The 12,455-nt window shown below is 71.6% G+C and carries 13 protein-coding genes; 9 read left to right on the top strand and 4 right to left on the bottom strand.

What is annotated here, in order from left to right; genetic code table 11:
- Positions 1 to 74: 74 nt before the first annotated feature.
- Positions 75 to 926 (bottom strand): DUF3109 family protein, encoded by an 852-nt coding sequence (locus PV350_RS38455; RefSeq protein WP_500338092.1) that lies wholly within the window; start codon positions 924 to 926, stop codon positions 75 to 77.
- A gap of 101 nt (positions 927 to 1,027) precedes the next feature.
- On the opposite strand from PV350_RS38455, the gene PV350_RS38450 reads away from it, so the two are divergent.
- From PV350_RS38450 to ilvD, 4 genes are all read left to right on the top strand, one after another.
- Positions 1,028 to 1,966: a Ppx/GppA family phosphatase gene (locus PV350_RS38450; RefSeq protein WP_499513242.1), complete on the top strand. Its 939-nt coding sequence runs from the start codon at positions 1,028 to 1,030 to the stop codon at positions 1,964 to 1,966.
- Positions 1,967 to 2,123: 157 nt separating this feature from the next.
- Complete coding sequence (locus PV350_RS38445; RefSeq protein ID WP_499516903.1) at positions 2,124 to 2,927, top strand: sugar phosphate isomerase/epimerase family protein; 804 nt, start codon at positions 2,124 to 2,126, stop codon at positions 2,925 to 2,927.
- Complete coding sequence (locus PV350_RS38440) at positions 2,927 to 3,559, top strand: TetR/AcrR family transcriptional regulator (RefSeq protein WP_499513243.1); 633 nt, start codon at positions 2,927 to 2,929, stop codon at positions 3,557 to 3,559. The genes PV350_RS38445 and PV350_RS38440 overlap by 1 nt, the downstream gene beginning before the upstream one ends.
- A gap of 195 nt (positions 3,560 to 3,754) precedes the next feature.
- On the top strand, positions 3,755 to 5,608 hold the full coding sequence (ilvD, locus tag PV350_RS38435; RefSeq protein ID WP_499513244.1) for a dihydroxy-acid dehydratase: 1,854 nt from the start codon (positions 3,755 to 3,757) through the stop codon (positions 5,606 to 5,608).
- 54 nt (positions 5,609 to 5,662) lie between these two features.
- Here ilvD and PV350_RS38430 read toward each other — a convergent pair whose 3' ends face one another.
- On the bottom strand, positions 5,663 to 7,837 hold the full coding sequence (locus PV350_RS38430) for a protein kinase domain-containing protein (protein WP_500338089.1): 2,175 nt from the start codon (positions 7,835 to 7,837) through the stop codon (positions 5,663 to 5,665).
- Positions 7,838 to 7,960: 123 nt separating this feature from the next.
- Here PV350_RS38430 and PV350_RS38425 point away from each other — a divergent pair, with 123 nt between their 5' ends.
- From PV350_RS38425 to PV350_RS38405, 5 genes are all read left to right on the top strand, one after another.
- Positions 7,961 to 8,284 (top strand): SH3 domain-containing protein, encoded by a 324-nt coding sequence (locus PV350_RS38425; RefSeq protein WP_500338087.1) that lies wholly within the window; start codon positions 7,961 to 7,963, stop codon positions 8,282 to 8,284.
- A gap of 70 nt (positions 8,285 to 8,354) precedes the next feature.
- Positions 8,355 to 8,666, top strand: coding sequence for an SH3 domain-containing protein (locus PV350_RS38420; RefSeq protein WP_500338095.1), 312 nt, complete (start codon positions 8,355 to 8,357; stop codon positions 8,664 to 8,666).
- 31 nt (positions 8,667 to 8,697) lie between these two features.
- Entirely contained in the window at positions 8,698 to 9,075 is a 378-nt protein-coding gene (locus PV350_RS38415; RefSeq protein WP_499513247.1) for an SH3 domain-containing protein, read from the top strand.
- Positions 9,076 to 9,181: 106 nt separating this feature from the next.
- The gene (locus PV350_RS38410; RefSeq protein WP_500338094.1) at positions 9,182 to 9,490 is read left to right on the top strand and encodes an SH3 domain-containing protein; all 309 of its coding nucleotides are present in this window, start codon (positions 9,182 to 9,184) and stop codon (positions 9,488 to 9,490) included.
- Positions 9,491 to 9,542: 52 nt separating this feature from the next.
- On the top strand, positions 9,543 to 10,319 hold the full coding sequence (locus tag PV350_RS38405) for a class I SAM-dependent methyltransferase (RefSeq protein ID WP_499513248.1): 777 nt from the start codon (positions 9,543 to 9,545) through the stop codon (positions 10,317 to 10,319).
- A gap of 23 nt (positions 10,320 to 10,342) precedes the next feature.
- Here the strand turns inward: PV350_RS38405 and PV350_RS38400 are convergent, their stop codons facing one another.
- Together PV350_RS38400 and PV350_RS38395 are read right to left on the bottom strand one after the other, a co-directional pair.
- Positions 10,343 to 10,810 carry a hypothetical protein gene (locus PV350_RS38400; protein WP_500338085.1) on the bottom strand — a complete coding sequence of 156 codons (468 nt, stop codon included), beginning with the start codon at positions 10,808 to 10,810 and terminating at the stop codon, positions 10,343 to 10,345.
- Positions 10,811 to 10,922: 112 nt separating this feature from the next.
- Complete coding sequence (locus PV350_RS38395; RefSeq protein ID WP_499513250.1) at positions 10,923 to 12,401, bottom strand: SulP family inorganic anion transporter; 1,479 nt, start codon at positions 12,399 to 12,401, stop codon at positions 10,923 to 10,925.
- Between the last annotated feature and the right edge of the window lie 54 nt (positions 12,402 to 12,455).

Raw genomic sequence — 12,455 nt, 5'->3', positions numbered from 1 at the left:
TCACCGAGCGACCCGCCGAGCCAGACCCCCTCGGCCTCCCCGTCCTCCGCCCAGGGGGACGACCAGGGCGACGACTAGCACGACGACTGGGCGTCCTCGTCCTCGTCCTGCCCGTGATCCCCGCCGCGGGAGCCCGGCACCGGGTCCGCGGGGTGCGGAGCCATCGGCAGCAGGGAGGCGAGCCGCTGCTCGCACAGCTCGACGAGCCGGTCGTAGCCCCGCGGCCCCATCAGCTCGGTGAGCTCCGCCCGGTACGAGACGTACACCGGTTCGCCCGCGCCGTGCGCGGACCGCGCGCCCGTGCACCACCAGTGCAGGTCGTGACCGCCGGGGCCCCAGCCGCGCCGGTCGTACTCGCCGATCGAGATCATCAGCACGCGCGTGTCGTCGGGCCGGTCCACCCAGTCGTACGTCCGCCGGATCGGCAGCTGCCAGCACACGTCCGGCTTGGTCTCCAGCGGCTCGCGGCCCTCCTTGAGCGCGAGCGTGTGCAGGGCGCAGCCGGCGCCCGCGGGGAAGCCGGGGCGGTTGAGGAAGATGCAGGCGCCCTGGTGCCGCCGGGTCTGCCGGTCGCCGTCCTCGTTGACCTCGGCCCAGCCGTCCTCCTCGCCGGCGCCGTGGAACTGCCACAGCTCCGGGGTGAGCCGCTCCACGTGCCGCGCGACGCGCTTCTCGTCGTCGTCGTCCGAGAAGTGCGCGCCGAGGGTGCAGCAGCCGTCGTCGGCCCGGCCCGCCTGGATGCCCTCGCAGCCGCGGCCGAAGACGCAGTTCCACCGTGAGGTGAGCCACGTCAGGTCGCACCGGAAGACCTGTTCCTCGTCGGCCGGATCGGGGAACTCGACCCACGCGCGGGGGAAATCGAGCCCGACCTCGTCCGACACGTCCGGGTGATGCTGCCGCTTCGTCGCCTTTTTCACCTTCGCCACGATGTCAGGGTAAGCATGTGAAGCTCCTCCAGTGGTCACCCGCGCAGGTGCCCATACCCCGCATGTCCCCGGTCAAGGCGCGGCGCAGTAGCGTTCCGGGCATGAGACTCGGTGTCCTCGACGTGGGTTCGAATACCGTCCACCTTCTGGTCATGGACGCGCACCCCGGCGCGCGTCCGCTCCCCGCCTACTCCCACAAGGCCGAGCTGCGGCTGGCGGAGCTGCTGGACGAGGACGGTGCGATCCGCGAGGACGGCGTGCGGCGGCTGGTCGCCCAGGTCGCAGAGGCCCTGGTCGTCGCCGAGGACAAGGGCGTCGAGGACGTCCTGCCCTTCGCCACCAGCGCGGTGCGCGAGGCCGCCAACGGCGAACAGGTGCTCGCCCGGGTCGCCGCCGAGACCGGGGTCGCCCTGACCGTGCTGTCCGGGGAGGACGAGGCACGGCTCACCTTCCTCGCCGCCCGCCGCTGGTTCGGCTGGTCCGCCGGCCGGCTGCTCATGCTGGACATCGGCGGCGGCTCCCTGGAGGTCGCCTACGGCATGGACGAGGACCCGGACGCCGCGGTCTCCCTGCCGCTCGGCGCCGGCCGGCTCACCAGCGGCTGGCTCCCCGGCGACCCGCCCACCTCCGAGGACGTGCGCGGCCTGCGCAAGCACGTGCGCGCCGAGATCGCCCGCACCGTGGCGGAGTTCAGCCGGCTCGGCGGGCCCGACCACGTGGTGGGCACCTCCAAGACCTTCAAGCAGCTGGCCCGGATCGCGGGCGCGGCCCGCTCCGCCGAGGGCCTGTACGTGCAGCGCACGCTGAGCCGCAAGGCGCTGGCGGAGTGGGTGCCGCGGCTGGCCGCCATGACGGAGGGCGCCCGCCGGAACCTCCCGGGCGTGTCGGAGGGCCGGGCCCGCCAACTGCTGGCCGGGGCGCTGGTCGCGGACGCGGCGATGGACCTGTTCGGGGTCACCGAGCTGGAGGTCTGCCCGTGGGCGCTGCGCGAGGGCGTCATCCTGCGGCGCCTCGACCTGATGACGAGCGACCGGGGCTGAGCGCGGCGCACGGCGTACCGCCGCCGTGCGTGCGCCGCGGCGCCCCGCGTGTCGATCGCGTCACGTCGGCCGGGTGCGATGTGCCGTCGGGCCGACCGGCCGCCGTACGCTGTTCCCCGTGGCAGCCCCTGACCCTGTGGACCCGAACGGACACACCGTGCGCGTACCGGACGCGAAGGTCGCGCTGTCCACGGCCTCGGTCTACCCCGAGTCCACGGCGACGGCCTTCGAGATCGCGGCCCGGCTGGGCTACGACGGCGTCGAGGTGATGGTGTGGACCGACCCGGTCAGCCAGGACATCGAGGCGCTGCGCCGCCTGTCGGACTACCACGGCATCCCGATCCTGGCGGTGCACGCCCCCTGCCTGCTGATCACCCAGCGCGTGTGGTCGACCGACCCCTGGGTGAAGCTGCAGCGGGCCCAGGCGGCGGCGGAGAAGCTGGGCGCCTCGACCGTGGTCGTCCACCCGCCGTTCCGCTGGCAGCGCAGTTACGCGCGGGAGTTCGTCACCGGCATCTGGCGGATGGCGAACGAGACCGACGTCCGGTTCGCCGTCGAGAACATGTACCCGTGGCGCTACCGCGACCGGGAGATGCTCGCCTACGCCCCCGACTGGGACCCCACCAAGGACGACTACCGGCACTTCACCATCGACCTCTCGCACACCTCCACGGCCAGGACCGGGACGCTGGAGATGCTCGACCGCATGGGCGACCGGCTCGGTCACGTCCACCTGGCCGACGGCAGCGGCTCCGGCAAGGACGAGCACCTGGTGCCCGGACGCGGCAACCAGCCCTGCGCGGAGGTGCTGGAGGGCCTGGCCTCGCGGGGCTTCGACGGCCATGTGGTGATCGAGGTGAACACCCGGCGCGCGATGTCGGCCGCCGAGCGCGAGGCGGACCTCGCCGAGGCGCTGGCCTTCACCCGGCTGCACCTCGCCGCGGCCGCGCGGGTGCGCTGATGGCTCCCGGGGACGGGACCGGCAGGCGCGGCCGCGGCCGCCCCGCCGGGAGCCGCTCGGGCACCGCCGAGACCCGCGAGCTGATCCTCGCCGCGGCCCGGCAGGAGTTCTCCGCCCGCGGCTACGACAAGACCTCGATCCGCTCCATCGCCAAGTCCGCGGGCGTGGACCCGGCGCTGGTGCACCACTACTTCGGGGCGAAGGAGCAGGTCTTCGAAGCCTCCATCGAGTTGAGCTTCGAGGCCGCCTTCGGCGTCCCCGACGTCCTGGCGACCGGCCCCGAGGGCGTCGGCGAGCGGCTGGCCCGCTTCTTCGTCGCCATCTGGGAGAACCCGGTCTCGCGCGCCCCCATGCTGGCGATCGTCCGCTCCGCCGTGACCAACGACACCGCCGCGGGCGTGCTGCGCGGCATCGTCCTGCGGCGGCTGCTGGAGCGCGTCGCGTCGGAGCTGAAGGTCCCCGACCCCCGGCTCCGCGCGGAACTCGCGGGCGCCCAGATGATCGGCATCGTGATGATGCGCTACGTCATCAAGCTCGAGCCGCTGGCGTCGGCGGACATGGAGGACGTCATCGCCCTCATCGCGCCGACCCTCCAGCGCTACCTGACCGATCCGGGGCCCGTCACGGGGTGAGCCGCCCGCAGGGCGGATGGGTCGACAATGGGGGGGAGCGCCCTGTCGCCGGCCCGCTGCGGACCCGTCGTGTCCGGTACCGGATCGCCATCCACACCGTGGACTCGCCGTCCGCAATACGGACACACCGCCGCGTACCACGACCGGGGGCGTACGCTCGAAGGCTCCGAGATGGAAACGTAGGGAGTGGTCCCCGTGCCCGAGCTGAGGTCCCGCACAGTCACCCACGGCCGCAACATGGCGGGCGCCCGCGCCCTCATGCGCGCTTCGGGCGTAGCGAGCGAGGACATCGGCAAGCCGATCATCGCGGTGGCCAACAGCTTCACGGAGTTCGTGCCCGGGCACACCCACCTGCAGCCCGTCGGCCGCATCGTCAGCGAGGCGATCAAGGCCGCGGGCGCCGTGCCGCGCGAGTTCAACACGATCGCCGTCGACGACGGCATCGCCATGGGCCACGGCGGCATGCTCTACTCGCTGCCCTCCCGCGACCTGATCGCCGACTCCGTCGAGTACATGGTCGAGGCGCACTGCGCCGACGCGCTGATCTGCATCTCCAACTGCGACAAGATCACCCCGGGCATGCTGATGGCCGCCCTGCGCCTCAACATCCCCACCGTCTTCGTCTCCGGCGGCCCCATGGAGGCCGGCCGTGCCACCCTCGTCGACGGCACCGTCCGCACCCTCGACCTGATCGACGCGATCGCCGACGCCGTCAACGACAAGATCTCCGACGAGGACATCCTCCGCATCGAGGAGAACGCCTGTCCCACCTGCGGCTCGTGTTCCGGCATGTTCACCGCCAACTCGATGAACTGCCTCACCGAGGCGATGGGCCTGTCGCTGCCCGGCAACGGCTCGGTCCTGGCCACCCACACCGCCCGCAAGGCGCTGTACGAGGACGCCGGCCGCACGGTCGTCGACATCACCCGGCGCTACTACGAGCAGGACGACGAGTCCGTGCTGCCGCGCTCGATCGCCACCTTCGAGGCCTTCGAGAACGCCATGGCCCTCGACATCGCCATGGGCGGCTCCACCAACACGATCCTCCACCTGCTGGCCGCGGCCCAGGAGGCGGAGGTCCCCTTCGGCCTCACCGACATCGACGCCGTCTCCCGGCGCGTGCCGTGCCTGGCCAAGGTCGCGCCCAACGTCGCGAAGAGCCGCACGTACTACATGGAGGACGTGCACCGGGCCGGCGGCATCCCCGCCCTGCTGGGCGAACTCCACCGGGCCGGCCTGCTCAACGAGGACGTCCACTCCGTCCACTCCCCGTCGCTCGCCGACTGGCTCAAGACCTGGGACGTGCGCGGCGGCTCCCCCTCCGCCGAGGCCGAGGAACTCTGGCACGCCGCCCCCGGCTGCGTCCGCTCCGCCGAGGCCTTCTCCCAGTCCGAGCGCTGGGAGGCCCTCGACCTCGACGCCGCCGAGGGCTGCATCCGCTCCGCCGAGCACGCCTACTCCAAGGACGGCGGCCTGGCCGTGCTCCACGGCAACCTCGCTGTCGACGGCAGCGTGGTGAAGACCGCCGGCGTCGACGAGTCCATCTGGACCTTCGAGGGCCCGGCCGTGGTCTGCGAGTCCCAGGAGGAGGCCGTCGACAAGATCCTCCGCAAGGAGGTCAAGGAGGGTGACGTCGTCGTCATCCGCTACGAGGGGCCCAAGGGCGGTCCCGGCATGCAGGAGATGCTCTACCCCACCTCCTTCCTCAAGGGCCGCGGCCTCGGCAAGGCCTGCGCCCTCGTCACCGACGGCCGCTTCTCCGGCGGCACCTCGGGCCTGTCCATCGGCCACGCCTCCCCCGAGGCGGCGTCCGGCGGCACGATCGCGCTGGTCCAGGACGGCGACCGCATCCGCATCGACATCCCCGGCCGCAGCATCGAACTCCTCGTCCCGGAGGAGGAACTGGCCGCCCGCCGCGCCGCCCTCGGCGGCGTCTACGCCCCCAAGGACCGCGACCGCAAGGTCTCCCTCGCCCTCAAGGCGTACGCCGCGATGGCCACCAGCGCCGACAAGGGCGCCGTCCGCGACGTCACGAAGCTCGAGGGCTGACCCCGGCCCCGGCCCCGCCGTCGTGCCCGGGACCCCTTCCGCCGATCCCCACGATCACCAGCGGGAGGGGTCCTTCGCGTCCACGGCGAACACACTGCCGTCCGGCGCGGTCGCGAACACCTTCCCGTCGGCGACGACGGGGGAGGGCGGGTCCAGCACCTGACTGCTGTGGTCGTCGTCGATGCGTGGCGGGGTCTGCCCGAGGAAACGGCCGTCCACCGTGCGAAACGCCAGCAGGCGCCCGTCGGCCGCAACGAAATAGAGGTGGTCGCCGTCGACGACGGGCGGGGACGCGTAGCTCACCGAGGTCTCCACCGTCCATCGCTCGGCGTCCTCATCGCCTCCGTCGGTGTTGACCGAGACCAGGGCCCCGTTGTATCCGATCGCGTAGATCCTGGAGCCCTGCACGGCAGCGCGTGCACCGGGGAGCGGGACACCGAGCCGAATCTGCCGCGGCGATCCCGTGCCGGGCGTGTAGCGCACGATGGCGATGGCGCGAGCCTCGGCATCGGACACGCTGAAGTAGACACTGCCGTTGACCGCGCCGATCGGGTTCAGGTTGCCCGCGAGGCGCTTCTGTCCGCGTATCTCACCGTCGTCTGGATCGAGCGCTGTGACCAGCGTGGTGTTTCCGTCACCTGCAAGTTCGATTGCGTAGATGACACCCGAGGCCCGGTCCACGGTGAAGATCGGCTGGGAGTGGCCCGAGAGCGGCTTCCGCCACTTCTGCGTGCCCGTCATTCCGTCGACCGCGGTCACGACGGCTCCGGGCGAGACCAGGAGGATCTGCGCGCCTGTGTCGTGGAAGCGGCCGTCGTAGGGCGACAGATCGAGATGCCAGCGGGCCTTCCCCGTGGACGGATCGAGGGCCTCGAGACGGTTCCGACGGGCGATGTGGGCATGGAGGACGCCGTGCGAGAGCAGAGGGGCGGTGGACGACTCGTCCATCGAACTGTCTGTCGCCTCGCGTCGTGACCACTGGATCAGGCCGCTGCCGGGATCGAGTTTCGCAGCAAGGACCCCTGGTTGAGCGCAATACAGGGCTCGCCCGCTGTAGGAGCAGGCGGGCATCGCGGTACTGGACGCGTCGTGCCGGAGAACCGAATGCCACGGTGTGAACTGCTTCATCTCCGGACCGATGGCGTTGTGCCTCGCCGTCGCTTTTTCCCCGTCGCGAGCCGCCTGGCGCTTTACGGCCAGAGCCGCGCCGGTGCAGAGGAGGGCCAATGCGATTCCTGCCGCGAGGGCTTGCCTGTGTCGGTTCGGGGAGTGACCCGCCGTGCGCTCCCGGATCCTCTCCGGCACGGCGGCGCGGTCGATGAATTCCTCGGCTCCTGGGGGGCGCTGGACGGGGATCAGGACGTCCCCATCCCGAACCGTGAACGCCTGGGTGTCGTAGGAGGCCGACACTGCTCTGAGCTCCGTCATCAGGGCATCGGGGACGGGTCGCTCATCGGGGTTCTTCGCCAGACAGCGTTCGATCAGCGGCCGGAGATCGGCCGGTACGCCGGTCATGTGTGGTTCGTCGTGCACCACTTGATAAGCGACGACGTACGGGCTGTCGGAATCGAAGGGGCTCCGTCCCGTCGCCGCGTGCACGAGCACGGAACCCATCGCGAATATGTCTGCGGCCGGCCCCACCGAGCGCGGCTGGCGGAACTGTTCGGGTGCCATGAACGGAGGCGTACCGATCAGCTTGCCCGTCTCGGTCCGCAGATCACTGTCGGATGGTCGTGAGATGCCGAAATCGATCACCTTGGGGCCGTCTGAAGCCAGCAGCACATTGCTGGGCTTCAGATCACGGTGCACCACGCCCGCCCGGTGGATGTCGCGCAGGGCTTCGGCCAGTCCCGCCATCAGGTACCGCACTTGGGCCGGGGGCACCGGCCCGTTCCGCTTCACGAATTCGGCCAGAGTCGGCCCGGGCATGTAGAGGGTCGCCATCCAAGGCCGTTCGGCGTCTGGGTCGGCGTCCACGACCGGTGCGGTGAACGCCCCGCTCACCCGCCGGGCGGCGGCCACCTCCTGCCGGAAACGCGCTCTGAACTCCGGGTCAGCCGCCAACTCCTCGTGCACGACCTTGACGGCCAGGCGCATGCCGGACGTGGAGCGTGACAGGTGCACCACGCCCATGCCGCCGGAGCCGAGCCGCCTTTCCAGGCGATACTGCCCAGCGTATTCCGGATGTTCCGCTTCCCGATCAGTCCCGGGTCTCCGCAGTGGCGGCATGACCCACCCCCGTGTGTTCGTCCGCAGCCGCAACTTGGCGAGCCTAGTGGATTGCGGTTACGGCAGCGGCTCGGATTGCTAGCCTGCACCTGACAGAGAGTTAATCTCCACGGGGGAGGACCGATGGCCGAGAACAACCTTGACGGCGCGACGGGAAGAACAGCCGCCGCCGACGTCGAAGCGACCGCCGTCGCCGACATCGTCACCTACCCGGTCGCGCCGGGTTGTCGTCTCAACGTCCGGAGCGGGCCTGGGACGGGCTACCAGATCGTGAAGGTCCTGCCCTACGACGCCCGCGTACCCATCTACTGCCAGGCCAACGGCACGACTGTCAGTGGCTACTACGGCACCTCGAACATCTGGGACCGCATCGGTCCCGGGCAGTACGTCTCCGACTCGTACGTGCACACCGGCAGTGACGGATATGTCGCGGCGCGCTGCGGATAAGTATCGGCTTCTGTCCTCGGAGGGTGTGTTGAGCAAGGGCAAGAACAGGCGAGCGGTGTTGGCGGCCGGGATGGCCGGGGCCGTCCTGCTGGTTCTCGGGGGTGCGGCCGAGGCGACCGCGGCCTCCGCGGATCTCGTGTACTACTCGGTCGCTCCCGATGTGCGGCTCAACGTCCGTATCGGCCCCGGGACGGGCTACCAGATCGTCAAGGTGCTGCCCTACGACGTCAAGGTGCCGATCATCTGCCAGACCCCGGGCGAGACGGTCAGCGGCTACTACGGCACGTCGAACATCTGGGACCGGATCGCCCCCGGACAGTACGTCTCCGACACCTACGTGCACACCGGCAGCGACGGCTACATCGCCGGACGCTGCGGTTGATCATCCGTGGTTCTCTACTTATCGGGAGGGCATGTTGAGCGAGGGCAAGAGCAGGCGCGGGTTACTCCTCTCCGGCGCGGCCGCCTTGACCGGGGCGGCTTTTCCCGTACTCGGGGGTGCCGGCGATGCCGCGGCTGCCCCGGCTTCGGCCTCAGGCGATCTCATCTACTACTCGGTCGCGCCGGACGTGCGCCTCAACGTCCGCTCAGGGCCGGGCACCGGCTACCACATCGTGAAGGTCCTGCCCTACGACGCCAAGGTGCCGATCTTCTGCCAGACCCCGGGTACGACGGAGAGCGGCTACTACGGCACCTCGAACATCTGGGATTGCATCGGCACCAACCAGTACGTCTCCGACACCTACGTGCACACCGGCAGCGACGGGTATGTCGCGTCGCGCTGCAGCTGACGCATCAACATCTCGTCAAACCCATGCCTTGGATGCGTCTCGTGGGAGGAACGTGTTGAGCAAGAACAGAAGCAGGCGCGCCGCACTGGCGGCCGGCGCGGCCGCGATGGCCGGGGCGGTGTTCCTCGTGCTGGGGGGTGCCGCCGAAGCCGTGGCGGCTCCCACTCTCGTGTACTACCCGGTCGCCCCCGACGTACGGCTCAACGTCCGTACCGGCCCCGGTACGAACTACCAGATCGTCAGGCTCCTGCCCTATGACGTCCAGGTGCCGATCTTCTGCCAGACCCCGGGTGAGACGGTCAGCGGCTACTACGGGACGAGCAACATCTGGGACCGGATCGGCCCGGACCAGTACGTCTCCGACACCTACGTGCACACCGGCAGCGACGGGTACGTCGCCGGAAGGTGCGTCTGACCGAGCCCACGCGGTGGGTCGCGCCCGCGTCCCACGGGGAAGGACAACCCCCATGACCACACACCCGGCCCACCGCGTGCTCGCCCAGTCGTTCGACACCGTCGCCGCGCAGTACGCCGCGGCCCGCCCCGGTTACCCGGAAGAGCTGTTCGACGCCGTCGAGGAGATCAGCGGCCGTCCCTTCGCCGGGGCCGCGGTCCTGGACGTGGGGGCCGGGACGGGGATCGCCACGGCGCTGCTGCGGGCGCGCGGGGCGCACGTGACGGCCGTGGAGCCCGGGGCGGGGATGGCCGCGCAGTTGCGGGCCGGGCAGCCGGACGTGCCGCTCGTACGCGGGGACGGGGACGCGCTGCCGTTCGCGTCCGGGGTGGCGGACTTCGTGACGTACGCCCAGGCGTGGCACTGGACGGACGCGGCCAAGTCCTCCCCCGAGGCGGCACGGGTGCTGCGGCCGGGCGGTGCGCTCGCGCTGTGGTGGAACGTGCCGGGCATGGGCGTCGCCTGGGTGCGGGAGCAGGAGGAGCGGCTGGCCCGTGCGGTCCCCCGCTACCACGAGAACGGCCTGACGGGGACGGCGGAGGACATCCTCCGTTCGCTCGGCTCCCGCCTGGGGATGCGCACCGAGACCCGAGTCCTGCACTGGACGCGCACCGTCGCGCTGGACACGCACCTCACGATGCTCGGCAGCCGTTCCTACTTCGCCGTGCTCGCCCCGGACACCGCCCGCCGCATCCTCGACGACGAGCGGCGCGCGCTGCTGGCGCTCTTCCCGGACGGTCACGTGGTCGAGCCCTACAAGGTCGACCTCACGGTGGCGGTCAAGGACTGACGGTCAGGGCCCGGCAGCCGGCCCTAGCCGGCCCGCCGCTTCCCGGCCACCGAACCGACGACACCGACCACGGCCGCGACGAGGACCCCTCGCCACAGGCCGTCCCAGAGGCTGCCGAAGAAGCCCTCGGAGGTCAGGATCTGGCGCATCACGACGTCGGTGACGAGCAGCATCCCCGCCGGGACCAGCGCGACGCGCCAAGGGTGGGCGGCCGCCCAGCGGCGTATGCGGCGGTCGGCGCGCGGGCCGCGCCCGGTCACCGCGCCGGCGCCGCCGACGAGGAAGAAGAGCATCAGTGCGACGGACACGGCGCCGGCGACGACGCCGAGCCCGAAGTCGCCGCTCAGGGCGGAGGCGGCGAGGGAGACCCCGCCGCCGATCGCGCCGACCGCCGCCGCCGGGCGCCAGGGGCCGAGGGTGGCCGAGGCCACCGCGAGCTGCCGCTTCTCGGCTCCGGTCACGTCCCGGGATACATCGGTAGAACGCCTCATACGGCCACGGTCACTCCGCTCCGCTCCCGAAGCCATAGGGGATGACCCTGAGACGGCCCGGAACCGTGGGTCAGGGGCGGCGCCCCGTCCCGCCCGGTCCCGGGCCGTCGCGTCACACGGGTGCGCCCTGCACCCGGACGGGCGTCACCCCCTCCTCGTTGTGCCGCTCGGCCCAGCCGAGCAGGGCCATGCCGCAGGCGTGGTCGAGGTGCCGCAGCCGGCGCAGGTCGAGTTCCATCGGGCGGTCCCGGGGCAGCGCCTCCAGTTGCTCCAGCAGCTTGGGCAGCCGCAGGAAGGTGGCGTTGCCCAGCACGCGGACGACGATCGGGCCCTCGCCCTTGTCGTGGATCTCCACATGCGTCTGCGAGGTCTCCCAGGCCGCCTTGACCACGGCCGTGAGCAGCCCGACGAGGACCCCCTCGAACATGTTGGTGGCCACGATCGCCGTCGCGGTCACCACCAGGACGACGGCCTCGCCCCGGTGCGCGCGCCACAGCGGGACGAGCTCCTTCACCGGTACGAGCTTCCAGCCCGCGTGCACCAGCACACCCGCCAGCGCCGCCACCGGGATCACCCCCAGGGCGCCGGGGATCAGCGCGGCGAAGAGCAGCAGCCACACGCCGTGCAGCACGCGTGCCGCCTTCGTACGGGCGCCCGCCTGCACGTTGGCCGCGCTGCGGACGATCACCGCGGTCATCGGCAGGGCCCCGAGCGCCCCGCAGACGGCGTTGCCCGCGCCCTGCGCGATGAGTTCCTTGTCGTACTCCGTGCGCGGCCCGTCGTGCAGCCGGTCCACCGCGGCGGCGCTGAACAGGCTCTCGGCGGAGGCGATCAGCGTGAAGGCCAGCACGGTGCCGATCATGGACAGGCTCGCCAGCCCCGCGAACTGCCCGGCACCCGGCGGCTGGACGACGTCGAGCAGTCCCGCCACCTCGACGCGCTGGACCGGCAGGCCGAACAGCACGGCCGTGCCCGTGGCCAGCGCGACCGCGGCCAGTTGCCCCGGCAGCAGCCGCGCGGCACGCGGGATGCGGGGCCACAGCACGAGGACCGCGATGGTGCCGCCGCCGACGGCGAGCGCGGTGAGCGCCGTGGGCGAGGCGACGGTGCCCGCGACCAGTCCCGGTAATCCGGCGATCTTCGCGACGCCGCCTGCCGGTGCCGCGGTGTCGGTGAGCGCGTAGACCTGTCCGGCGATCAGCACCAGGCCGATGCCGGCCAGCATGCCCTGGACGACGGCGACGGAGATGGCCCGGAACCAGCGGCCGAGCCGGAGCACGCCCATGGCGAGTTGCAGTCCGCCCGCGCAGAGCACGAGCACGCCCAGTGAGGGCAGTCCGAACTCCTGGACCGCCTCGTAGACCAGGACGGTGAGTCCGGCGGCCGGGCCGGACACCTGGAGGCTGCTGCCGGGGAGCAGTCCGGTCACGATCCCGCCGACGATGCCGGTGACCAGGCCGAGTTCGGCCGGCACCCCCGAGGCGACGGCCACGCCCACGCACAGCGGCAGGGCGACGAGGAAGACGACGAGGGAGGCGGTGACGTCGGCGCGCAGCGACTGCGGGCGGGGCAGTCGCGACGCGGCGCGCATGAGGCGGCTCACCGCGCGGGGGCGGGGGTGAGGGAGCCGCGGACGGGCCGGAGG

This window comes from Streptomyces sp. PA03-6a, assembly GCF_033792765.1.
Taxonomy (GTDB): domain Bacteria; phylum Actinomycetota; class Actinomycetes; order Streptomycetales; family Streptomycetaceae; genus Actinacidiphila.
Note: the sequence above shows the minus strand (reverse complement) of the source record. Positions and strands in the feature narration are given on the sequence as shown.